At 73.7% G+C, this 23545-nt stretch carries 19 protein-coding genes; 10 read left to right on the top strand and 9 right to left on the bottom strand.

Features of this window, described 5'->3' with window-relative positions; translation table 11 throughout:
* Nucleotides 1–2 precede the first annotated feature (2 nt).
* The 8 genes from ABD976_RS18970 (at nucleotide 3) to npdG (ending at nucleotide 8586) form a co-directional block, all read left to right on the top strand.
* Complete coding sequence (locus ABD976_RS18970) at nucleotides 3–545, top strand: hypothetical protein (RefSeq protein ID WP_345364992.1); 543 nt, start codon at nucleotides 3–5, stop codon at nucleotides 543–545.
* Complete coding sequence (locus tag ABD976_RS18975) at nucleotides 520–3384, top strand: ATP-binding protein (protein WP_345364994.1); 2865 nt, start codon at nucleotides 520–522, stop codon at nucleotides 3382–3384. Before ABD976_RS18970 ends, ABD976_RS18975 begins: the two co-directional genes overlap by 26 nt.
* Nucleotides 3385–3389: 5 nt before the next feature.
* Nucleotides 3390–5294, top strand: a complete 1905-nt coding sequence (locus ABD976_RS18980; protein ID WP_345364996.1) for a hypothetical protein — start codon at nucleotides 3390–3392, stop codon at nucleotides 5292–5294.
* A 27-nt stretch (nucleotides 5295–5321) separates the two neighbouring features.
* Nucleotides 5322–5918 carry a hypothetical protein gene (locus ABD976_RS18985; RefSeq protein WP_345364998.1) on the top strand — a complete coding sequence of 199 codons (597 nt, stop codon included), beginning with the start codon at nucleotides 5322–5324 and terminating at the stop codon, nucleotides 5916–5918.
* Between the two features lies 1 nt (nucleotide 5919).
* Nucleotides 5920–7086 (top strand): NlpC/P60 family protein, encoded by a 1167-nt coding sequence (locus ABD976_RS18990; RefSeq protein ID WP_345365000.1) that lies wholly within the window; start codon nucleotides 5920–5922, stop codon nucleotides 7084–7086.
* 45 nt (nucleotides 7087–7131) lie between these two features.
* Nucleotides 7132–7587 (top strand): hypothetical protein, encoded by a 456-nt coding sequence (locus tag ABD976_RS18995; protein WP_345365002.1) that lies wholly within the window; start codon nucleotides 7132–7134, stop codon nucleotides 7585–7587.
* Between the two features lie 48 nt (nucleotides 7588–7635).
* Complete coding sequence (locus ABD976_RS19000) at nucleotides 7636–7824, top strand: hypothetical protein (RefSeq protein ID WP_345365004.1); 189 nt, start codon at nucleotides 7636–7638, stop codon at nucleotides 7822–7824.
* Nucleotides 7825–7938: 114 nt separating this feature from the next.
* Nucleotides 7939–8586, top strand: a complete 648-nt coding sequence (gene npdG / locus ABD976_RS19005; protein ID WP_345365052.1) for an NADPH-dependent F420 reductase — start codon at nucleotides 7939–7941, stop codon at nucleotides 8584–8586.
* Between the two features lie 121 nt (nucleotides 8587–8707).
* Here npdG and ABD976_RS19010 read toward each other — a convergent pair whose 3' ends face one another.
* The gene (locus ABD976_RS19010; protein ID WP_345365006.1) at nucleotides 8708–9454 is read right to left on the bottom strand and encodes an SDR family NAD(P)-dependent oxidoreductase; all 747 of its coding nucleotides are present in this window, start codon (nucleotides 9452–9454) and stop codon (nucleotides 8708–8710) included.
* A 60-nt stretch (nucleotides 9455–9514) separates the two neighbouring features.
* Between ABD976_RS19010 and ABD976_RS19015 the strand changes: the two genes are divergently transcribed.
* Nucleotides 9515–10495 (top strand): glutathione S-transferase family protein, encoded by a 981-nt coding sequence (locus ABD976_RS19015; RefSeq protein WP_345365008.1) that lies wholly within the window; start codon nucleotides 9515–9517, stop codon nucleotides 10493–10495.
* A gap of 42 nt (nucleotides 10496–10537) precedes the next feature.
* Here the strand turns inward: ABD976_RS19015 and ABD976_RS19020 are convergent, their stop codons facing one another.
* From ABD976_RS19020 to ABD976_RS19055, 8 genes are all read right to left on the bottom strand, one after another.
* Nucleotides 10538–11329, bottom strand: a complete 792-nt coding sequence (locus ABD976_RS19020) for a hypothetical protein (protein ID WP_345365010.1) — start codon at nucleotides 11327–11329, stop codon at nucleotides 10538–10540.
* Nucleotides 11330–11354: 25 nt separating this feature from the next.
* Complete coding sequence (locus ABD976_RS19025) at nucleotides 11355–13415, bottom strand: SIR2 family protein (RefSeq protein WP_345365012.1); 2061 nt, start codon at nucleotides 13413–13415, stop codon at nucleotides 11355–11357.
* 272 nt (nucleotides 13416–13687) lie between these two features.
* Nucleotides 13688–14539: a 3-methyl-2-oxobutanoate hydroxymethyltransferase gene (panB, locus tag ABD976_RS19030; RefSeq protein WP_345365014.1), complete on the bottom strand. Its 852-nt coding sequence runs from the start codon at nucleotides 14537–14539 to the stop codon at nucleotides 13688–13690.
* Nucleotides 14540–14699: 160 nt separating this feature from the next.
* A complete protein-coding gene (locus tag ABD976_RS19035; RefSeq protein WP_345365016.1) occupies nucleotides 14700–15314 on the bottom strand; it encodes a hypothetical protein in 615 nt (204 codons plus the stop codon).
* A gap of 47 nt (nucleotides 15315–15361) precedes the next feature.
* On the bottom strand, nucleotides 15362–16153 hold the full coding sequence (locus ABD976_RS19040) for a transporter substrate-binding domain-containing protein (protein ID WP_345365018.1): 792 nt from the start codon (nucleotides 16151–16153) through the stop codon (nucleotides 15362–15364).
* A 181-nt stretch (nucleotides 16154–16334) separates the two neighbouring features.
* Nucleotides 16335–17117 carry an SWIM zinc finger family protein gene (locus tag ABD976_RS19045; RefSeq protein ID WP_345365020.1) on the bottom strand — a complete coding sequence of 261 codons (783 nt, stop codon included), beginning with the start codon at nucleotides 17115–17117 and terminating at the stop codon, nucleotides 16335–16337.
* A complete protein-coding gene (locus tag ABD976_RS19050; protein ID WP_345365022.1) occupies nucleotides 17110–20082 on the bottom strand; it encodes a DEAD/DEAH box helicase in 2973 nt (990 codons plus the stop codon). Before ABD976_RS19050 ends, ABD976_RS19045 begins: the two co-directional genes overlap by 8 nt.
* A gap of 4 nt (nucleotides 20083–20086) precedes the next feature.
* Nucleotides 20087–21823 carry an NAD+ synthase gene (locus ABD976_RS19055; RefSeq protein ID WP_345365024.1) on the bottom strand — a complete coding sequence of 579 codons (1737 nt, stop codon included), beginning with the start codon at nucleotides 21821–21823 and terminating at the stop codon, nucleotides 20087–20089.
* 97 nt (nucleotides 21824–21920) lie between these two features.
* Here ABD976_RS19055 and ABD976_RS19060 point away from each other — a divergent pair, with 97 nt between their 5' ends.
* The gene (locus ABD976_RS19060; RefSeq protein ID WP_345365026.1) at nucleotides 21921–23510 is read left to right on the top strand and encodes an alpha/beta hydrolase; all 1590 of its coding nucleotides are present in this window, start codon (nucleotides 21921–21923) and stop codon (nucleotides 23508–23510) included.
* Nucleotides 23511–23545: the final 35 nt, after the last annotated feature.

The raw sequence follows: 23545 nt of genomic DNA on the forward strand, positions 1-23545 counted from the left end.
CAGTGCGGATTCGCACCGACGACGAGGTCTACCGGGTCGACGCCGTCTGGCTCGGTCCGCCGAAGGCCACCTTCCCCTGGCGGGCCAGGTACGTCGCCTGGGGCGTGGGGCTCGTGGTCTTCCTCGTGGTGCTCGCCGTCGAGCGGCGGATGGGCATCGGCTTCAGCTTCTTCTCCACCGGGTGGGCGGTGGTGATCACGATCGTGCTGACCCGGGTCATCTGCTCCCGGATCAGCCACGAACGGCCGCTCGGCGCGGTGCTGGTGATGTGGTTGCGGGAGCTGACCGCGCCGCGCGAGCGGAGCGCGGGCAGCGGGGGAGCGGCCTCCGCGGCCCGGATCAAGGTGCGCGGGCGGCGCCCCCTCCCCAAGGCCAAGCGGGGCGGGCGCGGCACCCCCGCGCCACCGCCGCCACCACCGCCCCCGCAACACCCCCAACGGCAGCGGGCCGACCGGTCCCGGAGATCGGCGTCCCGCGGCACGGTTCCCAGCAGGCGCGCGCGTAGCAAGGAGGTTCGCGGTGTTCGGTCGCCGGCGAGGCCGTGAGCGGAACTCGCAGCAGGCCCAGGGCGTCCCCCGAGGCAGGACGTCCAGCGGTGCCAAACCGCGCAAGCGGGGCCGCGGGGTCGACGAGCCGTCGGTCCCGACCTACACGCCGTCGATCGCGGCGCGCTCGATCGACGGCCACCTGCTGCGCACCGGGCAGGACGTCTTCGCCTGGTACCGGCTCTCCCCGCAGCGCTGGTCGTTCCGGTCCGATTCGCAGCGCCAGGACCTGATCGCGGCCATCGCCGGGCAGTACGCCGAGCTCCAGGGCCGTTGGCTGCACCTGCGCGTCACCAACCGGCCCTACCCGATCCGGATGTGGGCCGAGGCGCACGTGCGCAACGCGCGCGACGCGCTGCCCGACGTGCCCGGCACGCTCAGCTTCGACGACTACATGGTCGGCGAGCAGCAGCAGCTCATGGGCCGCTCGATGGCCGAGAAGGAGGTCTACCTCGGCGTCCAGGTCCAGACCCGCAACGTGGTGGACCGCGCCGTGGAGCGCGCGGCGCCGCTGCTGCGCCGGGTGTTCCCGGAGGCGGTGGACGCCGAGCTCATCGCGCTGGACAGCGAGATCGACCATCTCGACCAGGTCATCGGCTCCGCCGGGCTGGACGGCCGCCCGGTCACCGCCGAGGAGATCTCCTGGCTGATGCACCGGTCGTGCTCGCTCGGCCTGCCCGCCCCGCGCAACCTGCCCGCGGTGCCCGGCGCGCCGTGGGAGCCCGAGGACCTGGCGTCCTTCACCGACGCCTCCGACCTGCACCAGGAGCCCTACGCCCCGACGGTCACCGTGCGCGGGCGCACCGGCTCCAACGCCGGGATCACCCGGCACGTCGCGGTGCTCACCGTCGGGCAGACCCACGGCCTGCAGATCCCGGAGATCGACGACCCGTGGATGCAGCACTCCGACCGGCTCCCGGTGCCGGTGGAGTGGTCGGCGCGGATCTACGTGCGGCGCCCCGAGGACGTCAGCGGCGAGCTCCAGCGCCAGATGAACAAGGTCCGGTCGCAGGTCCGGCACTACACCGAGGAGCACGGCCTGGAGCCGCCGACCTCGCTGGCCCGGCAGGCCGGGCGGGTGCTGGAGATCGACGACGAGATGACCTCCGGGTTCACCGCGCTGGCCACCCGGGTGCGGTCCTGGTGGCGGATGGCGGTCTCCGGTCCCACCGAGCGCGACGCGCTGCGGATGGCCCAGCAGCTCCTGGACCTCTACAAGCCGAAGATCGCCATCGAGCACCCCGAGGCGCAGTACGCGATGGCCCGGGAGTTCATCCCGGGCGAGCCGCTGGCCAACGCCGCCTACCTGCGGCGCGGCTCGGTGGTGTGGTCGGCGTCCGCGGTCCCGCAGGCCACCGCCGAGGTGGGCGACCGGCGCGGCATCCTGCTCGGCGAGACCTGCACCGCCACCCGGCGCCCGGTGGCCTGGGACCCGTGGATGGCGCAGGAGGTCCGGGACGCCTCCGGGCTCACCGCCATCGTCGCCGGCCTGGGCGGGGGGAAGAGCTTCCTCGGCGGCGGCACCGTCTACAAGACGTTGCGCGCCGGGGCGCACTGGACGCTGCTCGACCCGTCCGGTCCGCTCGCCGCGCTGTGCGAACTCCCCGAGCTGCGGCCCTACGCGCGGCCGATCAACCTGCTCAACGCCCAGCCCGGCATCCTCAACCCGTACCGGGTGGTGGCCGAACCGGAGCTGGAGCACTTCGTCGACGAGGACGACCCGGAGCGGAGCTGGCGGCGGGAACGCGCGCTGGCCGCCGCGACCCGGCGCCGACTGGTGCTGGACGTGCTCACCGGCCTGCTGCCCTACGAGGTGGCCCGGCTGCCGCAGACCAGGATCGTGCTGCTGCGCGCGGTCCGCGCCGTCGGCGGACGCCCGGACGCCCACCCCGGGATGGTGTTCGAGGCGCTGCGCCGCGACGCCAGCGAGCACCACGAGCACGCGGTGGTGGTGGCCGACTTCCTCGACGAGATCCGGGAGCGCATGTCGCTGCTGATCCCCGAGGTCGACGCCGACCCGTACTCGGAGCGCCGCGAGGACCGGCTCACCGTGCTGACGATGGCCGGGCTGGCCCTGCCCAAGGACGGCGTCGGCCGGGAGCACTGGACCGACGCCGAGGCGCTCGGCGTGGAGATGCTGAACCTGGCGGCCTGGCTGACCCAGCGCTCCATCTACGAGCGGCCCAAGAACGAGCGCAAGGGCGTCTGGATCGACGAGGCATTCTTCCTGTCCGAGGTGCCGACCGGGCGGGTGCTGATGAACCGCTTCGCCCGCGACTCCCGGAAGTGGAACGTGCGGGTCCTGCTGTCCAGCCAGATCCCGGCGGACTTCCTGCGGATCCAGGGCTTCGTCTCGCTGCTGGACTCGGTGTTCATCGGACGGCTCGACGACGAGGACGCGCAGGCCGACGCCCTGCGGCTGCTCAAGGTCCCGGTCGGCGCCGGGTACGAGCAGGTGGTCGCGGCGCTGGGCAGGCGGCCCTCGGTGGCGCGCAGCAGCACCGAGCGGGACCGCTCGCCGCGGCAGTTCATCTTCGGCGACGGCGCCGGCGGGGTGGAGAAGATCCGGATCGACTACTCGGGTCCGCACCTGGCGCACCTGCGCGAGGCCCTGGACACCACGCCCGCCGTGGACGAGGACGTCGAACCCCGCGCGTTGCCCGCCGAGCGCGGGGCCAACTCCGACAGCGCGGCGCTGCCGCCCGGCGAGGACTACGCGGACGACTTCGACTCCTTCGACGAGTTCGAGCTGGAGTCGGTCGGCATCGGCTACGCCGACGAGAACGGGGATCGCCCGGCCCGGCGGCCGGGCGAGCGGGGCGGGGACGAACCGAGGTGAGCGGCGTGGCGATCGTGGTGGTGCTGCTCGCGGTCCTCGGCTGCGTCCACGCGGTGCGCCACCGCCGCACGGCGCCGAAGCGCGGTGCGCTGCTGCTGGCCGCCGGGATCATCGGCGCCCAGCTCGTGATCGGCCCGACCGCCTTCGCGCAGGGCCTGGAGTGCAAGGAGCCGCCGAACCCGGAGACCCCGGGCGCGGGCATGGTCGGGGCCCTCGACCCGGCCCCGATCGGCCAAGGCCGTCCCGGCAGCGTCTACGACGAGGTCGGCTACTCCGGACTGGTCTGGCACACCTACGACCTCGGCTGCGGGCCGCAGGGCGTCACCAACCCCGACGCGCTGGTCGACACCTGGCTCGGCAACGAGCTGTTCAACATCGCCAAGAACCTGGTCGGCGCCACCAACGGGCTGCACTACGCGCTGCTCGACGGCGCCCTGCTCGACCCGCTGGACGACGTGATCGCCACCGGCACGGTCGCGCTCTACGACAGCGTGTTCACCCCGTGGTTCGGCGTGGTCGCGCTGCTGCTGGCGGTGATCCTGTTCCGCTACATCTGGCAGGGCGACCTGGCCACCATCGGCAAGCGCGGGATGTGGGCGCTGGCCGGGCTCTGGCTGGCCTCGGCGACCTACCTGACGCCGCTGGTCTACACCCACGCCCTCGACGACGTGGTCATCACCGGGACGTCGGCGGTGCAGGCCGGTTTCCTGCGCGAGGTGGGCGTCGACGAGCGCCACGAACTGCCCACCCTGCTGCACGACCAGGTCGTCTACAACAACTGGCTGCGCGGTGAGTTCGGGCAGCCGGACTCACCGCAGGCCGAGCAGCACGGGCGGCACCTGCTGCGCGCCCAGACGTGGACGAAGCAGGAGGTGCGGGAGGGCAGGCACGAGGGCTCGACGGAGCCCAAGGAGCAGGCGTTCCAGGACATCGCCGCGCAGCTGGAGAACACCAGCGCCTACGGCAACTTCCAGGGCGTCGACGGCAGCCGGGTCGGTGCGGGCACCCTGGCCGTGGTCCAGTCGTTGTCCTACTCCTCGTTCCAGTTGCTGGCCAAGGCCGCGATCCTGCTCGCCCAGGTCCTGCTGCGGGTGCTGATCCTGGCCGGACCGCTGATCGGCCTGGTCGCGCTGCTCTACCACCAGGTGCTGCGGGCGGTCGGCCGGGTCGCCGGGGCGGCGCTGCTCAACGTGGTGATGATCTCGGCGATGGCCGGGCTGCACACCCTGATCCTGACCTGGATCTTCGACCTGTCGCGCGGGTTCAACCCGCTGACCCAGATCATGCTCGCCGCGCTGGTGACCATCGTGTTCCTCATGGTCTGCAAGCCGGTGCGCCGGATGGCGCAGATGGTGGAGCTGTCGGTCGGCAGCGTCAGCCGCGCGGTGCCGAAGGCGCCGACCAGCGTGTTCTCCCGGTTCCGGGGACGGCGGCCGGACCAGCCCGACCCGGAGGGCGGGTTCTGGGACTCGGTGCGCGGCACCGATCCGGACGAGGAGTACGCGGGCCGGACGCGGGAGCGCTGGCGCGGGCGCCCGGAGGCGCAGCTGCCCGCCGTGGCCGCCACCGCGCAGCGCACCGACCGCGACCAGCCGCCCGCGCTCGGCCCCGGCGGACCGGATCCGGCGCTGCCGCCCGGCGGTGCCGAACGCCGCCCGGGCGCGCGGGCGCTCCCGGAGGCGCGCACCAGCAGCCGGGTCGTGGATACCGCCCCGGTGGCGGATGCCAAATGGGACGGAGTCGACGAGGATCCCGTTCTGGTCCCGTCCCGGGCGAGCCTGGCCGGCCCGCCGCAGGCGCCTCCGGCGGAACCGGCCGGTCCCCGCCGGGCCGAGATGGAGGTCGTCTCGGGACGTCCGGTGCACGTGGTCTACCGGCCCTCGCGGGGGCTGGAGGTGTCCGATGGCTGATGCCACGGCAGGAAGGGGGTAAGGCGGATGCCGATCCGCACGCACCGCGGCCGCGCCGCGGTCTACCGGCGGCTGTGGGGCTGGCCGCTGCGCTCCCCGAAGCACCTCGCGGGTGCGGTCGTGGTGCTCGCCGTGCTGGTCCTCGCCATCGGCTTCCTGCTGCCCGATCCGCCGCCGGGCCCGGATCCCGTCGCGGAGCAGCGCACCGCGGCGCAGCAGGCGGCGCAGCAGCGCAACCAGGCGGCGGCCGAGGCGGCGGAGCGCACCGGCTCGCCGCCGAGCATCTCGGTGCCGACCGAGCCGCCACCGCCCGCGGCGCCGGACCCGGCGGCCGTCGCGCTCGTCGAGTCCTGGGGCGCGGCCTGGGTGAACCACCCGCCGGGCAGCACCAAGCAGCAGTGGCTGGACGGGCTGCGCCCGTTCACCACCCCGGAGTTCCTCGCCGTGATGGAGTCGGTCGATCCGGCCAACGCGGGCAACGCGGTCACCGGTCCGGCCACCGCCGGGGCCACGACCGCGACCTCCATGCGCGTGCACCTGCCCACCGACGTGGGCGAGTTGTCCGTGCGGGTGGTCCGGACGCCCGACGGCTGGCGGGTCACCGAGTACGACAAGGAAGGCTGACATGCGCAAGCTCGTCGTGGCGGTCATCGCGCTCGCTGGTTTCGGCGGGCTGGTCGGGCTCGGGGCGCTCACCGCGCTGCTGGCGGGCAGCGGCGGTGGTCAGCAGGACTGGGGGGCGTGCAACGCCAACCTCGGCGTCTGGGGCGAACGGGCGGGCGGCCAGCAGGACGCGGCCACCCTCGGCGAGGAGTCGCTGCGGATCGCGGCGGCGATCATCACCATCGGCGAGGAACGCGGTCTGCCGCCCCGCGCCGCGCAGATCGCCATCCAGGCGGGCAAGACGGAGTCGAACCTGCGCAACCTCAACCACGGCGACCGGGATTCCCTGGGCATCTTCCAGATGCGGCCGTCGATGGGCTGGGGGACCGTCGCCCAGGTCACCGACGTCGAGTACCAGATCCACAAGTTCTACGACGTGCTGCTGGAAGTGCCGGGCTGGCAGGAGATGCGCCCCGGCACCGCCGCCCAGCGGGTCGAGCGCTCGGCCTACCCGCTGCGCTACCACCGCTGGGAGGCGATGGCGGCGCACCTGGTCAGCACCGAGGGCGACCTCTCCGGGCTCAGCGGCTGCGAGAACATGGCCGCGGGCGGTGTCCTGGCGGGCAAGGCGATGGAGTACGCGCACACCAAGCTGGGCTCGCCCTACGTCTGGGGCGCCACCGGGCCGAACACCTTCGACTGCTCCGGGCTCACCCAGCAGGCGTGGTCGGCGGCCGGGGTCACGATCCCGCGGGTCTCCCAGGAGCAGTACGACCGGGGCGGTGCGCACGTCCCGCTGGCCGAGGCGCGCACCGGCGACCTGGTGTTCTGGGGGTACGGCCGGGACCCCGACAGCGTGCACCACGTGGCGCTGTACCTGGGCGACAACAAGGTGCTGCACGCGCCGCAGCCGGGCGAGTCGGTGGAGATCACCGAGCTGTGGGACAGCGGTGAGCTGCTGCCGCACGTGGTCCGCCCGGTGCCGGAGGACCCGCCGGTGACCGAATCGACCGAACCCGCCGAGCCGACCGAGCCGACCGAGCCCGCCGGGACGACCGCGCCCGAGGTCCCGGTCGGCAGGCCGACGGCCACCGTCCCCACCGCGCCGAGCAACGTTGCCGGGCCCGGTGACGACACACCGGACGACAGCGATGCCGACGTGCTACCGGTCGAGGGTGGCGCCCGGTAAGAATGGCGGGCGGCAGTGGGAACCCGCTGACTGGGAGGGTTGATCATGTTCACGCCGGACCCGATTCCGCGCCGCACCGGACCACCCGCGTCGAGCACCCCGCTCGGGGACTACCTGTCCCGCGCCCGGCACGGCGTGGACGGCGGGTACGCGGTGCTGCCGCGTTCGCTGGCCGAGGCGATGCCGCTGCCGTGGCAGCACCAGATGAGCCACCTGCTCGCCGAGTTCCACCAGGCGTTCGGGCACGTCCAGTGGCCGGTCTACCGGGTGGTGCCCTCCCGCTACGAGCGGCTCGCCGACCTCGACGACGAGCAGCTCGCGGAAGTCGGCTGCACCGTCGAGGTCGGTGACGACGGCGAGCTGGAGTACCGGATGCGCGACGGCCGCCGGATCGACGACCCGGAGGACCACCACGTGCTGGTGTCCTGCCTGGACCCGATCCCGCGGCAGTCGCCCGGCGGTCCGCAGCCGATGCCCGCGGCACCACCTCCGCCCTGGTGACCCGCCCGCCGCCGTGACACGCGGTCGGCGTCGTGCGAGGCTCGGAGCATGGCACGCAAAGGTTGGTTCTTCTGCCTGAAGCACCACGCGGTCGAGCCCGCTTCGCAGGCGTGCCGCGCCGCTGATCGCCTGGGGCCCTACCCGGACCCCGAGACCGCGTCGCGCGCGCTGGAGATCGCCCGGGAACGCACCGAGGCCGCCGACGAGGCCGAACGGCGCTACGAGGACGAGGACTGAACCGGCGTGGCGTGAACCACAGCGCCCGGCGGTGGCGCGATGCCCGCGGTCCCTCGATCGTGGGGGAGCACGTTTCCGCTACGAGGATGGGAGCCGAAGGTGGCTGTACGGGAGATGACCGTCGGGGTGCTGGGCGGGACCGGCGCGCAGGGCCGGGGGCTGGCGATCCGGTGGGCCAAGGCGGGGCTCCGCGTCGTCATCGGCTCCCGCAAGGCGGAGCGCGCGCAGGACGCCGCCGAGGAGATCGCCCAGGTCTCCGGCGGCGACGTGACCGGGCAGGACAACGCCGGGTGTGCGGCGACCGCCGACATCGTGCTCGCCGCGCTGCCGTGGGAGGGCCACGCGGACACGCTGACCTCGTTGCGCGCCGAGCTGTCGGGCAAGATCGTGATCGACTGCGTCAACCCGCTCGGCTTCGACAAGAAGGGGCCGTACCCGCTGGCGGTCGAGGAGGGCAGCGCCGCGCAGCAGGCCGAGTCGCTGCTGCCGGACTCGCGGGTCACCGCGGCGTTCCACCACGTCTCGGCGGTCGTCCTCGCCGATCTCTCGGTGCAGCACGTCGACCTCGACGTCCTGGTCCTCGGCGACGACCGCGAGGCCACCGACGTGGTCCGCGAGCTCGCCGACGTGATCCCCGGGGTGCGGGGCATCTACGGCGGGCGCCTGCGCAACGCCCACCAGGTCGAGGCGTTCACCGCCAACATCATCGCGATCAACCGCCGCTACAAGGCCCACGCCGGACTCCGCATCACCGACGTCTGACCCGCCGAGCGCACCACCCGCCCGGGTGGTCGTGAACTGAGTGAGGGGCACCCTTGCCCAAGTATCTGGGACAAGGGTGCCCCTCACCTACGTCACGTTCGGGTGGTGTCCCGCACCCGGTTCACATCTCGGCGCGGCGGCCGCCGTCGACGGTCCAGGCGGCTCCGGTGACGTACGAGGCCTTCGGCGAGAGCAGGAAGGCGGCGACGGCGGCCAGCTCGGCCGGGTCGCCGGAGCGGCGCAGCGCGGCGGCCTGCTCGGCCTCCTCCTGGGCGCGCGGGTTGCCCGCGGCCAGCGAACGCGCCCGCTCGGTGTCGAAGCGGCCCGGCAGCAGGGCGTTGATCCGCACGCCGCGTGGCCCGATCTCGTTCGACAGGTCCTTGACGAAGCCCTGGGTCGCCGGTCGGGCCACGTTGGAGCTGGCCAGTCCGGTCAGCGGCTCGGCCCCGGAGGTCGAGGTGAGCACCACGACCGAACCGCCCTCGCCGAGCGCGGCGGCGACCTCGCGGGCCATCCGGATCGGCGCGATGGCGGCGATCTCCAGTCCGGCCCGCAGCGCGTCGTCGTCCATCGCGGCGGGCAGGCCGCCGGGCGGACCGCCGTGGCTGACGAACAGGCCGTCGAGCCTGCCGAACCGCTCCCGGGCGTGCTCGATGAGCCGCTGCGGGGTGCCGGGGTCGGTCAGGTCCGCGGCCAGCCCCCGCGCGCGTTCGCCGAGCTCGGCGGCGGCCGCGGCGGTGTTGTCCGGCGAGGACGACGAGACGACCACGTTCGCGCCTTCGTCCACCAAGGCCCGCGCGGTGGCGAAGCCGAGGCCCTTGCTCGCCCCGGTGACGATGTAGCAGCGTCCGGAAAGATCCAAATCCATGCGGGCGACCCTATCCGCAGCGTCGGGCGCGCCGGGCCGTCGCGGGGCTACGGTGGAGGTGTGGACGCGCAGCAGCACGCGCAGTTCGCCGCGGAGACCTCGCGGCGGGGTGAATGGGTGCGCCAGGGCAACCGGTTCACCGAGCGGATCGCCGATGACGGCGCGTGGCCGGTCGAGCCCGGCCGCTACCACCTGGTCGTGAGCCTGGCCTGCCCGTGGGCGCACCGCTCGCTGATCGTGCGCCGGCTGCTCGGCCTGGACGCCGCGCTGTCCCTCGGCGTCGTCGACCCGATCCGGGACGAGCGCGGCTGGCGGTTCACCCTCGACCCCGGCGGGGTGGACCCGGTGACCGGCCTCGGGTTCCTCGCCGAGGCGTACCGGGCGGCCGACCCGGACTTCAGCGGGCGCGTCACCGTCCCGGCGGTGCTCGACATCCCGTCGCGCCGGGTGGTCACCAACGACTTCCCGCAGCTCAGCCTGGACCTGTCGACCGAGTGGACCCGCCACCACCGGCCCGGGGCGCCCGAGCTCTACCCGGAGCACCTGCGCGACGAGATCGACGCGATCAACGCCGAGGTCTACCGGGACGTCAACAACGGCGTCTACCGCTGCGGGTTCGCCACCACCCAGGCCGCGTACGAGCAGGCGTTCGACCGGCTGTTCACCGCGCTGGACCGCTTGGAGCTCCGGCTGGCCGACCGCCGCTACCTGGTCGGCGACACCATCACCGAGGCCGACGTGCGGCTGTTCACCACCCTGGTGCGGTTCGACGCGGTGTACCACGGGCACTTCAAGTGCAACCGGAACAAGCTCACCGAGCTGCCGGTGCTGTGGGCCTACGCCCGGGACCTGTTCCAGACCCCGGGTTTCGGCGACACGGTGGACTTCGACCACATCAAGCGGCACTACTACGGCACCCACGCCGAGCTGAACCCGACGGGCATCGTGCCCGCCGGCCCGGACCTGTCCGGCTGGCGGCTCCCGCACCACCGCGACCAGCTCGGCGGCAGGCCCTTCGGCGAAGGCACCCCGCCGGGCTGACGCCGCCTGGCCGGAAACCACACCCGAACCGGCTCAGGGGGCTCACGGCCGAGTGGTCGGCACCACGTCGTCGGCTTCGGGGGACCGCGATTCGGCCCAGATCCGGTCGAACTGGGACGCCCAGTACTCGAACCAGCGCGGGTTCTCCTCCCGGGTGAGCTCGAAGTGCATGCGCCCGGCCGTCGTCTCGTTGTGGAAGCCGTGCACCTCGACGGTCACGGCGCCGTCGGCCTGGTGCCTGTTCAGCACGACCAGGCTGAATCCCGGGTTGTAGGGCAGGAACCGGTGGTCGAATTCGCCTTCGACATCCCACCGGGCCATGCGCTCCAGCTCGGCGACGACCGAGTTGAGGTCGGTGGGGAAGTCCCGCCGCCGGTACTCCAGCGACTCGTCCAGTTGGCGGACCGCGAGTGCCACCGCGGCCTCCTCCCGGGGGTCCAGCACCACGATCCGCACCTTTCCCCTCCGGCGGCCGAGCACGTGCTTGCGCAGGATCTCGCCGGTCTGCTCGTCGAGCACGTTCACCGCCGAGGGCGCGAAGATGCAGACCTCCTCGGCGCGCTTCAGGCGTTCCGCCAGCGGGTTGTCCTCGAACCTGGCGCGGTCGCCGATCACGACGGCGCCGCCCGGTGGAACGCGGTTCTCGGGAGCGGTCAGCCGCAACACGAGGATTCCGATCCCGGCGAACACCACTGCCCACCGGTAGTCGTCCGGCAGGTTGTCGCCGAAGACGGTCAGGGCCATCATGACCAAGGCGAGGAAGCCGACCGCGTAGGCGTCCAGGTAGCGGCGCTGCCGGACATCGGTCGCGAATCGGTGGAAGAATTTCCTCATCTCTTCTCGTCCCACTCCTCGAGGTTCACCAGTTGAGCGCGATGCGCGCGAATCGTTCCTCGGCGTTGCCGACCCAGGTGGGCGAGACGTCCGGGTTCGCCTCGGCGAGCGCGCGCAGCTCCGCGAACGCCTGCTCCGCCGCGGAGCGCGCGGCACGTCGTTCCGGCTCGGCGAAGGCGTTCCGGGCCTGGGCCCGGGCGGCGAAGTAGAGGATCCGCGTCTCGAAGTACGCCGGGTACCGGCTGTTGAGCTGCGAGGAGAGCGCGTTGTACTCGGCGTAGGCGTTGAGGCAGGTGCGGTACGACTTGTCGGCGAACGCCCGCCACCGATCGTCGATCCGGTCCCAGGAAACGGGTGCGTCGCGCTCGCCGCTGCAATCCAGGATGGCCTTCAACCACTCCGAGGCGCGCAACCAGAGCTGCGGGGCGAACACCACGACCTCGTCGTAGCCGGCCACCTCGCCCGACCCGCGTTGTTCGGCCATGACGGCGAGCTGGAGCGCGACGACCGCGTCATAGGCCTCGACCGCGGCAGCGCGGTCCAGCGTGCGCGCCATGTTGGCCTGGCCGATCAGCGCCCACGTCCGGTGCTGGACCAAGTCCTCGATGAGCTCGGGTTCCGAGCCGCGACGCGTCGCCGCGAGGAGCTGTCCGGCATCCTCGGCGCGCTCCCGGCACCTCTGGAAGTGCGCGATCGCCTCGGCCCGCAGGTGTTCGGCCGCCGAACCGCCGGTGCGCATGGCCAGCTTGCGGTCGATCAAGCCGAGGTAGTCCTCGGCGATCGCTATCCCCACGCGCACCAGCGCCCGCTCTTCCGCGCGCGCCGACTCGTCCTCCGCTTCGCACGCCGTTTCCAGCGCGGTGAGCGCATCGTTGAGCAGGCCGAGCGACTGCGGATACCCGTCCGAGCTCGCGTCCTCGGTGCGGTAGACGGCACTGGCGTGCAGGAGCTTGCCGAAGGGCAATCTCCGGCCGCCGAACCGGAACGACAGGTGGTCCGCATCCGCGTTCTCGTCCTTCACACCGCCGAACGTCAGGGTGACGGCGGTGTCGTAGCCGCCGCTGAACAACCGGTAATGCTCCAGAACCGCCCACGCTCCGGCGATGTTCGATCGGAGATCTTGGAAGAAGTCGTCGACCCCGTCCGCCGGCAGGTCGAAACCGCGGAACACCGCACGCAGGTTTCCCCGCCAGTCGACGGTTTCGACGTCCTCGCCCCCGGCCACGGGGAGCCCGCGCTCCGCGCACAGCGCCCCGAGGAGTTCGGTGGCATCGCCCACCACGTGCCGAGCCGCCACGACGGCCGGGACGTCGTCCCGGTCCCGCTCGCGATGGCAGATCCACATCCACTCCCGCAGCCGGTCCGCGTCCTCGCGGTGCAGCTCGCGCAGGAGCGGGTTGACGTCGTAGTGGTCCTGGCCCGAGTACCCCACGACGACCACTGGCCGACCGGGCCGGAAGAGTCCCGCCAGGTAGTGCCGCATTCCCGGGGTGAACGGACGTGCCAGGCCGCGGACGGTCGCCGACAGCGGTGGGGCGAACTCGCCGTCCGCCGCCCGGTACGTCGTGCCGTGCAGGGCGCAGATGTCGGATTGCTCCGGCATTTCGTCGGCATCGCGCACCTGCCATTCCGTGATGACCCGGAACCGCTGCTCCGACCGCTCCAACGCGCTCATGCACGTCGCGTCGAAGTTGGTCGTGACGATCGGCCCGATCATGCCCGCGCTCCGCAACGACGCGATCGTGGAGGTGAGTCGGCTGGGCGGGACACCGGAGCACAGCGCCGACCACATCGCGACCGCGTCGTAGGCGGGGGCGCAGCGGTAGCGCAGCATGCTGCACAGCAATTCGAGCGTGAAGTGCGGTTGATCGATCCGCTCCCGGAGCTGGTCCAGATCGGCAGGGCGGGACCGGGCCATGTCGGCCGTCCGGGTCAGGATTTCCTGCTTGAGGTCGCGGGCGACCGGCAACTGCGGCATCGACGCGCCGGCTCCGAGGAGGACGGCCGGTGGTTCGGCGGCCCGCTCGAAGATCCTGGCGAGCCTGGCGTGCGGATCCTCGCCCGGAGATGTCGCTCCTTCGATCACCCGCCGCATCCTGCCGAAGCTCGCCGGAGCTCGGCAGGGGCGTTCGGGTGATCCCGACCGTCCGGTCGTCGCCGCGCGGAACACGACGGCAGTCGCCATGCCGTTCGCCCGCGCCGGCGGGTGGTGCCCACCCGGTTCCACGGCAGGTGGATGCCGAGCGCGACGCTGCCTCGCCGACCACGTCCGGCAGGCCGTGGTCGACGAACGGCGCCGCAGCGGCGGGCCCGGGAGGACTCCCCGGACCCGCCGACCACGACGACCCGTGTGGCGGGTCAGCGGAAGGAGTGCTCCTCGGCGGGGAACTCCCCGCCCCGGACGTCGGCGGCGAAGCGCTGCGCGGCGTCGGCCAGAACCCGGCCCACGTCGGCGTAGCGCTTGACGAACCGCGCGGTGCGCCCGGTGTTCATCCCGGACATGTCCGTCCACACCAGGACCTGCGCGTCGGTCTCGGGCCCGGCGCCGATGCCCACGGTGGGGATGCGCAGCCGCTTGGTGACCTCGCGGGCGGCGTCGGCCGAGACCATCTCCAGCACCACCGAGAACGCTCCGGCCTCCTCCACCGCCAGGGCGTCGGCGAGCAGCTCGGCGGCGGCGTCGTCCCCGCGGCCCTGGACCCGGTAGCCGCCGAGACCGTGCTCGCTCTGCGGGGTGAAGCCGATGTGGCCCATCACCGGGATGCCCGCCGCGACCAGCGCCTCGACCTGCGGGGCGTAGCGGCGACCGCCTTCGAGCTTGACCGCGTGCGCCCGGCCCTCCTTCATGAACCGGGTCGCGGTGGCCAGCGCCTGCTCCGGCGAGGCCTGGTAGGAGCCGAACGGCAGGTCGGCGACCACCAGCGCGTGCTCGGCGGCGCCGGTCACCGCCCGCACCAGCGGCAGCAGCTCGTCCACCGTCACCGGCAGCGAGGTGTCGTAGCCGTACACGTTGTTCGCCGCCGAATCGCCGACCAGCAGCACCGGGATGCCCGCCTCGTCGAAGATCCGGGCGGTGTACATGTCGTAGGAGGTGAGCATCGGCCAGGCTTCGCCGCGCTCCTTGAGCTGCTGGAGGTGGGGGATGCGCACCCGCTTGCGCCGCGGTGCCGAGCCGTAGGGCGCGTTCGTCTCGTCGTGGGCAGCACTCATCGTCGACCGTCCTCATTCCTCGTGGCCTGCGAGCAGGTCCCCGGGTCGGTTCCGGTAGTTGCCCGTTCAGCCTGCCACGCGGCCCCGCCGGGAAGAAGGGTCCGTGGTCCTGGTGAGGCGGGGTTCGCGATGAGGTTCGCCACCCGGCCGCGCGGCGGGCTCAGGACAGGCCGACGGTGAACCCCTCGTCCCGCACGCCCTGGTAGAGCTGCGGCCGGTACTGCCGCACGCCCCGCTCGATGTGCGGGATCCAGTCCGCGGCGTGGCCGAGCCCGTAGCGGTAGACCTGGCGCTGCGGGTGCGCGGCCAGCAGCGCGTCCATCTCCGGGTGCCGCTGGCGGAACGCCGGGTCGGCCGGGTGCAGGTCGAGGCGCACCAGGGTGCGCCGGGTGAGGTGGTCGCTGAGCTGGACCGCCCGCTCCTGGGTGCGCGAGATCGTCACCGCCGCGAGCTCCTCCCAGTGCACCGCCCAGGAGGTGCCGCCCGGGTCGGAGCACCGGATGCCCTCGGGTTCGAACAGCAGGTGCCGGGGTCGGGTGGCGCGGCGCCAGCCGAGCAGGCAGAGCAGCCCGATGCCGAGGAAGACGAAGCCGATGGTGCTGCCGATGACGAGCCCGGTGGTGTCGCCCCCGGTCCCGCCGAACATCAGGCTGCCCAGGGTGAGCAGCCCGATGCCGCCGGCCAGCGCGCCGCCGACCAGGATCTGCGCGGCGGCGCGGCCACCGAGGTCGAGCACGACGGGCGGGTACTGCTGCGGGGGCCCCGGGGTGGTCATGGCCGCAGGGTATCGGCCGTGCGGCGCGGCCGGGGGCCGGTTCGCGATCATCCCGCGCCGAGCCAGGGGCGCGCGATCCGCTGGTAGGTGCCGTCGTGCAGCGCGAGGTTCAGCCACTGGTCGACGTAGTGCTGGAACGCGACGTCACCGCGCGGCAGCAGGTAGGCCTTCTCGGAGAAGGTGAACGGCCGGTCCGGGTGCACCGCGCAGAGCCGGGGGTCGCGGGTGGCCTGCCAGCGGGCCTCGGCGGCGTCGGTGATCATCAGGTCCGCCCGGCCCTCGGCGATCTCCTGGAAGATCGTGTTGTTGTCCGGGTGCCCGATCACGGTCGCGCGGTCCAGCGCGCCCCGGGCGAATTCCTCGTTGGTGCCGCCCGGGTTGACCACCACCCGCACGCCCGGCCGGTCGATGCGCTCCAGGGTCGCGAACCGCTCGACCTCGCCGCAGCGGGTGATCGGCGCCTTGCCGCCTTCCAGGTAGGGCTCGCTGAACGCGGCGTGCCGCGCGCGTTCCAGGGTGACCGACACCCCGCCGACCGCGATGTCGCAGCGGGCCCGGAAGTCGTCGAGCAGGTCGCCCCAGGTGGTCGGCACGATCTCGGCGCGCACGCCGAGCCGGGACGCCAGGTCGCGCGCCATGTCGATGTCGATCCCGCGCCACGCCCCGGATTCGTCGCGGTGGGTGAACGGCCGGTAGTCGCCGGTGCTGCACACCCGCAGCTCGCCGCGCTCGACCACCTCGTCCAGCCGGCTCGCGGCCCGGTCCGGCGCCGCCGCCGAGCACCCGGTCAACGCCAGCACCAGCACCAGCCCGAGGCCGAACCCGCTCGCCCGTCCCATGCCGTCCCGCCCTTCCGCGTCGTCGCCGCACCGTGCATAGCCGGTCCGGGCGCGGAAAGCCAGGGTGTGATCTCGGCCGCGCCGGGCAACCTTTCGGGCGCCCTGGCGTCTACCGAGGTAGGAGCGGGAGGGAGGCGTCTGGGGGTGCCTCCCTCTCCGCCGACCGCGCCGCGCGCCCGCGTCAGCGTCCGGTCATCGCCCGGTAGGCGGGGCGCAGCAGCTCGGTGAGGTCGTGCGCACCGCTGCGCAGCGGCCCAAGCTCGTCGAGGGCCCAGTCGCCGGTGTCCTCGGCGGGCGGTGGTGCGGGCGCGCCGGGCGCGGTCCAGAACGAGTCGAGCCGGTCCGCGAGCGCGGGGACCGGTGGTGCCGCCGGTTCCGCCGCGACGCCGCGCAGCGCGCGCAACCGGGCCAGCAGCTCCGCCCGCTCCCGGCCGCGCCAGGCGAAGATCCGGAACGGGTCCTCGTCGAAGGATTCGGCCAGCAGGTAGCAGGTCGCGGCCAGGTGCTTGCACGGGAACGCCCAGTCCGGGCAGGTGCAGTCCATGCCGAGCTGGTGCAGGTCGGCGGGGAACAGCCGCAGTCCTTCCGCCGCGAAGACGTCCTCGACGTCGGTCGGCATCCGCCCGGCGAGCAGCTTCGCCGCGTACCCCGCCTGCTCGGCCAGCACCTGCTCGACCCGCCGCCACTCCGCCTCGCTGAACGCCCTGATCCCGATCCGCACCCGGTACGGCTCCGGGACCGAGCCCTGCACCAGCGCGATCACCACGCCCCGGGTCAGGGTCATGCTGAGCACCTGGCCGCCGCGCGCGTAGGTCCGGCCGCGTTGCAGCCTGCCGCCGATGCCGAGTTCCTCCAGCGCCGCGATGAACCGCTGCGACCACCAGGTCCGCCCGATCCGGCCGCGCCTGCTGCGGGCCCGCAACCCACCGGGCACCCGGATCGGCCGGCCCCAGCCCTCAGCCACCGATCGCCTCGCCGGACAACGCCACCAGTTCCCGGAGCCGCTCGGTGGACAGCTCCGCCAGCCAGTTCTCCCCGGCGCCGACCACCAGCCGGGCCAGCGCGCGCTTGTCCTCGATCATCCGGTCGATCCGCTCCTCCAGGGTGCCGATGCAGGTCAGCTTGCGGACCTGCACGTCCCGCCGCTGGCCGATCCGGAACGCCCGGTCGGTGGCCTGGTCCTCCACCGCGGGGTTCCACCACCGGTCCAGGTGCACGACGTGGTTGGCGGCGGTCAGCGTCACGCCCGTGCCGCCCGCGCCCAGCGACAGCAGGAACAGGGCCGGTCCGCCCGCGGACTGGAACCGCTCGACCATCGCGTCGCGCTGCCGCCGCGGCGTGCCGCCGTGCAGGAACAGCACCTCGGTGTCGAACCGCGCGGACAGGTGCGGCACGAGCATCCCGCCGTAGCCGGCGAACTGGGTGAAGCACAGCGCCTTGTCGCCGTCGGCCAGCACCGCCTCGAGGATCTCCTCCAACCGGGCCAGCTTCCCGGACCGGCCGGGCAGCGGGGAGCCGTCGCCGAGGAACTGCGCCGGGTGGTTGCAGACCTGCTTCAGCTTGGACATCGTGGCCAGCACCAGGCCGCGCCGGGCCATGCCCTCGGTGTCGTCGATGCGGGCGAGCATGTCGTCCACCACCGCCTGGTACAGCGAGGCCTGCTCGGCGGTGAGGTTGCAGAGCTGCTGGAGCTCCACCTTGTCCGGCAGGTCGTCGACGATCACCGGGTCGGTCTTGGTGCGGCGCAGCACGAACGGCCGGGTGGTCCGGCGCAGCCGCTCGGCGGCGCCGGTGTCCCCGTCGCGTTCGATCGGCACCGCGAACCGCGCGCGGAAGGTGGCCAGCGGCCCGAGCAGACCGGGGTTGGTGAAGTCCACGACGGACCACAGCTCGGCCAGCCGGTTCTCCACCGGGGTGCCGGTGAGCGCGATCCGGTGCCGCGCGGGCAGGGCGCGCACCGCGCGGGCCTGCCGGGAGGAGCTGTTCTTGATGTGCTGCGCCTCGTCGAGCACCACCCGGTCCCAGTCGATCCCGCGCAGCACCTCGGCGTCCCGCAGGGCCAGCGGGTAGGTGGTGAGCACCAGGTCGTGCCGCGCCGCCACGTCCGCGAGCGCCTCGCCGCCGGTCCGGTCCGCGCCGTGGTGGACGTGCACCGCCAGGCCCGGGGTGAAGCGCTCGGCCTCCCGCTGCCAGGTGCCGAGCACCGACATCGGGCACACCAGCAGCGTGGGGCCGCGGCCCGCGGTGAGCTCCGCCAGCGCCAGCAGCTGCACCGTCTTGCCCAGGCCCATGTCGTCGGCGAGGCAGGCGCCGAGCCCGAGGCGGTCCAGGAACGCCAGCCAGGCCAGACCGCGGCGCTGGTAGGGGCGGAGCCGGCCGGTGAACCCCGGTGGCGGGTCGACCGGCTCCAGCCGCTGCTCGGCCTCCCCGGACAGCAGGTCGCCGAGCCAGCCGCGGGCGTCCACCCGGGACACCGGCACCGGCGCCCCGTCCTCCGGCAGCCGCGCGTGCGCCAGCACCTCGCCCGCGCTCATCCGGCCGGTCCGGGACCGCTCCAGGAACGCCAGCCCGGCGGCGAGCCGGTCCCGGTCCAGCCGCACCCACCGGCCGCGCAACCGCACCAGCGGCACCTTCGCCTCGGCGAGTTCGGCGAGCTCGGCGGAGGTCAGCTCGGCGTCGCCGAGGGCCAGGTCCCAGCGGTAGTCGACGATCGCGCCCAGTCCGAGCGCCGATTCCTTCGCCACCGTCCCGGCCGTGCCGGTGCTCGTCGCGGTGAGCTTCAACCCCAGCTCCGGGCCGCGCCCCCACCACGACGGCAGCAGCACCCCGAACCCGGCCCGGTCCAGCTCGGGCGCCAGGGTGAGGAACTCGTGGGCGCCTTCGACGTCGAGCAGCGCGCCGGTCGGGTGCGCCGCGCGCAGCGCCTCGTCCACGGCGGGGAACCACTCGCCGGCCGCGCCGAGCCCGGCCAGCAGCTCCTCCTCGGGGGAATCGGTCCAGTGCCGCAGCACCCCGGGGCCCTCGTGCCAGAGCTGCGCGGCCGGGACCAGCACGCTGGGATCGCCGACCGCCTGGAGCAGGAACTCGACCCGCCAGTCCTGCTCGCCGTCGTCGGGCGGGTGCAGCCGGAAGCAGGTCCGCACCGGGCCGTCCCGGACCGCCTCGGCCTGCCACGCGGCCAGCGAGTCCGCCAGCCCGGCCACCTCGGCGGGATCGGCGTCGAACTCCGGTGCGCCGGTCAGCGCCCGCAGCCACGCCCCGACGCCGCCGGAGCCGCCGAGCTCCACCCCGGCCGCGCGCTGCCGGGCGAGGTCGTCCACGAGCGCCTCCAGCGCCTCGCGCAGCACCTCGGCCGGGGCGCGTTCGTCGGCGCTGCGCAGCACCGGCGGCATCGCCTCGCGCAGCGCCGCGACGCGGGCGGACTCGGACCCGGACGGCGCGGGCCGCCAGCGGGCCTGCGGGCGCGGGCCTTCGACCACCACCGCGGGGACCACGCCACCGCGCGAGACGAGCCGCTCGGCGAGCTCGGCGACCGAGCGCAGGAAGTGCCCCGACGCGCCCAACCGGACGTCCGGTGCGCCGCCGGCCAGCGCGTCGAGCAGCGCCGCCGGTGCGCAGCGCAGCACCGGGACGCGCCACTCGCGCAGCCGCACCGCCCCCCGCGGCGCGGCTCCCGAGGTCAGCGGGTCGCGCACCAGCTCGGGGGAGGGCACCGGCGCCGACGGGTGCGACGGCAACCGCAGGACCTGCTCCGCGGGTTCGGCCTCGACACCGGCGGGCAACGCCGCGAGCAACCGATCGGCGGCCACGGCGAACGGGTGCGCCACCACGGACCTGGGGGCCCGCCCCGGGATCCGCGCGGGCAGCTCCGAGTCCTCCGCCCACAGCAGCAGCCGACCGGACGCGACGGCTCCGTGCAGCACTCGCACCGGATCAGGGCTTGACTTCGCGCCAGCGGTTGGTGATCGGCAGCCTGCGGTCCCGGCCGAAGGCCTTGAAGGTGATCTTGGTCCCCGGCGGGTACTGCCTGCGCTTGTACTCGGCCCGGTCCACCAGTTGCAGCACCCGCTCGACCAGCTCGGCGTCGTAGCCCCGGGCGAGCAGGTCCGCGTAGCCCAGATCGCCCTCGACGTAGCCGTCCAGCACCACGTCGAGGATCTCGTACGGCGGCAGCGTGTCCTGGTCCACCTGGTCCGGCCGCAGCTCCGCGGACGGTGCCTTGCTGATCGAGTTCTCCGGGATCGGCGGCACCTCGCCGCGCTTCTCCGCCTCGGCGTTGCGCCACCGCGCGAGCTCCCACACCAGCGTCTTGGGCACGTCCTTGATCGGCGCGAACCCGCCGACCGCGTCGCCGTAGATCGTCGAGTAGCCCACCGCCAGCTCGGTCTTGTTCCCGGTGGCCAGCACCAGGTGGCCGTGCAGGTTGGACAGCGCCATCAGGGTCACGCCCCGCGCCCGGGCCTGCACGTTCTCCGCGGCCAGCCCGGTCAGCTCGAGCTGCCGGTCGAACACCTCGACCATCTCGGCGATCGGCTGCACCTGGAAGTGGCAGCCCAGCCGCTCGGCCAGCTCGGAGGCGTCGGACCGGGAGTGCTCCGAGGAGTGCGTCGAGGGCAGCGAGACGCCGTGCAGCGCGTCCGGGCCCAGGGCGTCGGCGGCCAGCGCCGCGCACACCGCCGAGTCGATGCCGCCGGAGAAGCCGAACGTGATGGTCCGGAACCCGTTCTTGTGCGCGTAGTCCCGCAGCCCGGTGACCAGCGCGCCCCAGACCTCCGCCGGCTCGGACAGCGGCTCGGGCAGCGGCGGTTCGGGCAGCGGCTCGTAGCCGGGCAGCGGGTCGGGGGCCAGCACGATCCGCTGCACCTCGAACGCGGGCCGCCCCGGGTCGACCTCCACGGTCGTCGAGGTGTAGCCGCCCGCGGGCACGTCCAGGTCGGTGAACAGCAGGTGCTCGGCGAACTGCGGCGCCCGCGCCACGATCCGGCCCTCGGCGTCGGAGACCATCGAGTCGCCGTCGAAGACCAGTTCGTCCTGCGCGCCGACCAGGTTGACGTAGAGCATCGGCGCCCCGGCCTCGACCGCCCGCCCGGTGACCAGCGGCGTGCGCTGGTCGTCCTTGGCCCGCTCGTAGGGCGAGCCGTTGGGGCAGACCAGCACGTCCACGCCGACTTCGCCGAGCGCCGCGACGGGTCCGCCGTTCTGCCAGATGTCCTCGCAGATCACCACGCCGATGTCCAGTCCGTGCCAGCGCACGATCGGCAGCCGCGAGCCGGGCGCGAAGTAGCGCGCCTCGTCGAACACGCCGTAGTTCGGCAGGTAGTGCTTGTGGTAGGTGGCGACGACCTCGCCGCCGTGCAGGAAGGACGCGGCGTTGCGGGGCCCGGAGTCGTCGCGCTCCAGGTGGCCCACGACCACCAGGGCGTCCCCGCACCCCGCCGCGCGCAGCTTCCCGGCCAGCTCCTCCAGCTCGGCGCGGTTGGCGGCGGCGAACGACTTGCGCAGCGCCAGGTCCTCCACCGGGTAGCCGGACAACACCAGCTCCGGGAAGACGACCAGGTGAGCGCCTTCGGCGACGGCCTTGCGGGTCCAGTCCAGGATCATGGCGCTGTTGCCGGCGACGTCGCCGACCGACGCGTTGACCTGTGCGAGTGCGGTGCGCAACTGCGGCATGGCTCCATCTTCGCGCATCCGGCGTCGACCGCCTCGTCCGCCCGCTGCGAGGCACCTCGCGCGCGGCGCCACCGGCACGGCATGTCACGATCACCGGGTGCCACGCCTACTGACCGTGATCGGGACGCTGCTGCTGCTGGCCACCACCGCGTGCGCCCCGCCCGACGGGGGTGGCGACGAGCCGCTGCGCCCGCACACCGAACAGCGCGGCCCGGCCGGTCCCGTGCCGCCCGGCCTGGAGCGGTTCTACGGCCAGCGCCTGTCCTGGGGACCGTGCGCGCCGTACGCGTCCTCCGCGAGCGACCGGATCGCCTTCCAGGAACCCGGGCTGGAGTGCGCGCGGATGGAAGCGCCGGTGGACTACGCCGACCCGGACGGCCCGACGCTGAGCCTCGGCGTGCTGCGCCGCCCCGCCGCCGACCAGCAGGACCGGATCGGCTCGCTGGTGGTGAACCCGGGCGGCCCCGGCGCCTCCGGGATGAGCTCCGCGGCGACCATGTCCGCCGCGGTGGCCGGCGGCGAGCTGGGCGAGCGGTTCGACTTCGTCGGCTTCGACCCGCGCGGCGTCGGTGCCAGCGAACCCGCCGTGCAGTGCCTGACCGGACCGGAGCGCGACGCCGAACGGCTGGACTCCGACGCCGACACCTCGCCGAGCGGCGTGGCCGAGACCGAGCAGGAGGCACGCGCCTACGCCGCCAAGTGCGCCGAGCGCTCCGGCACCGAGCTGCTGGCCAACATCGGCACCCGCGACGTGGCCCGCGACCTCGACGTGCTGCGCTCGGTGCTCGGCGACCCGAAGCTGACCTACCTCGGCTTCTCCTACGGCACCCGGATCGGGTCGGAGTACGCCGAGGAGTTCCCCGGCAACGTGCGGGCCCTGCTGCTGGACGGGGCGATCGACCCGACCCAGTCCGCCGTGGACAGCCTCGTCGCGCAGGGCGCCGGCTTCCAGCGGGCCTTCGACGACTTCGCGGTGTGGTGCACGCGCCGCCCGGACTGCGCGCTCGGCGACGACCCCGGCGCCGCGGTCCGCCGCTTCCAGCAGCTCACCCGGCCGCTGGTGGACCAGCCGGTGCCCGCGGGTCGCGGTCGCCAGCTCTCCTACGGCGACGCCACCACCGCCGCGGTGCAGGCGCTGTACGCCCCGAGCCTGTGGGAGTACCTCGACCTCGGGCTGCGCGGCCTGCGCGACGGCGACGGCGAGATGCTGCTCGCGCTGGCCGACCAGTACTACCAGCGCGGCGCGGGCGGGAATTACGCCAACACGATGGACGCGTTCGACGCGGTGCACTGCGTGGACGACGCCCGGGTGCTGGACCCCGCGGTGCTCCGGGAGGCGGATCGCCGCTACCGGGAGGCGGCGCCGTTCCTCGACGACGGCAATCCGCCGAGCGGAGCCCGCGACACCTGCGCCTTCTGGCCGGTCCCGGTCACCGGCGAGCAGGACCCGCCGGAGGTCGGCAAGCTGCCGCCGGTGCTCGTCGTGTCCACCACGGGCGACCCGGCCACGCCGTACCGGGCCGGGGTGGCGCTGGCCGAAGCCCTGCGCGGCAGGCTGCTCACCTTCGAGGGCACCCAGCACACCGCCTTCCTGCAGGGCAACGCCTGCGTGGACCAGGCGGGCACCGACTACCTCGTCGACCTGGAGCTGCCCGCCCCCGGCGCCCGCTGCTCCGCGGGGAGGTAGGTCACCCATCCGGCGGAGCAGTCCAGATTGGGCGG

The organism is Saccharopolyspora cebuensis (assembly GCF_039542665.1).
GTDB lineage: Bacteria > Actinomycetota > Actinomycetes > Mycobacteriales > Pseudonocardiaceae > Saccharopolyspora > Saccharopolyspora cebuensis.

Excerpts from the sequence above, each read along its gene's own strand:
- ABD976_RS18990 (WP_345365000.1), top strand. The coding sequence starts at position 5,920 with ATGCGCAAGCTCGTCGTGGCGGTCATCGCGCTCGCTGGTTTCGGCGGG.
- ABD976_RS19020 (WP_345365010.1), bottom strand. The coding sequence starts at position 11,329 with ATGAGGAAATTCTTCCACCGATTCGCGACCGATGTCCGGCAGCGCCGC.
- ABD976_RS18985 (WP_345364998.1), top strand. The coding sequence starts at position 5,322 with ATGCCGATCCGCACGCACCGCGGCCGCGCCGCGGTCTACCGGCGGCTG.
- ABD976_RS19040 (WP_345365018.1), bottom strand. The coding sequence starts at position 16,153 with ATGGGACGGGCGAGCGGGTTCGGCCTCGGGCTGGTGCTGGTGCTGGCG.
- ABD976_RS19055 (WP_345365024.1), bottom strand. The coding sequence starts at position 21,823 with ATGCCGCAGTTGCGCACCGCACTCGCACAGGTCAACGCGTCGGTCGGC.
- ABD976_RS19035 (WP_345365016.1), bottom strand. The coding sequence starts at position 15,314 with ATGACCACCCCGGGGCCCCCGCAGCAGTACCCGCCCGTCGTGCTCGAC.
- ABD976_RS19000 (WP_345365004.1), top strand. The coding sequence starts at position 7,636 with ATGGCACGCAAAGGTTGGTTCTTCTGCCTGAAGCACCACGCGGTCGAG.
- ABD976_RS19010 (WP_345365006.1), bottom strand. The coding sequence starts at position 9,454 with ATGGATTTGGATCTTTCCGGACGCTGCTACATCGTCACCGGGGCGAGC.
- npdG (WP_345365052.1), top strand. The coding sequence starts at position 7,939 with ATGACCGTCGGGGTGCTGGGCGGGACCGGCGCGCAGGGCCGGGGGCTG.
- panB (WP_345365014.1), bottom strand. The coding sequence starts at position 14,539 with ATGAGTGCTGCCCACGACGAGACGAACGCGCCCTACGGCTCGGCACCG.
- ABD976_RS18995 (WP_345365002.1), top strand. The coding sequence starts at position 7,132 with ATGTTCACGCCGGACCCGATTCCGCGCCGCACCGGACCACCCGCGTCG.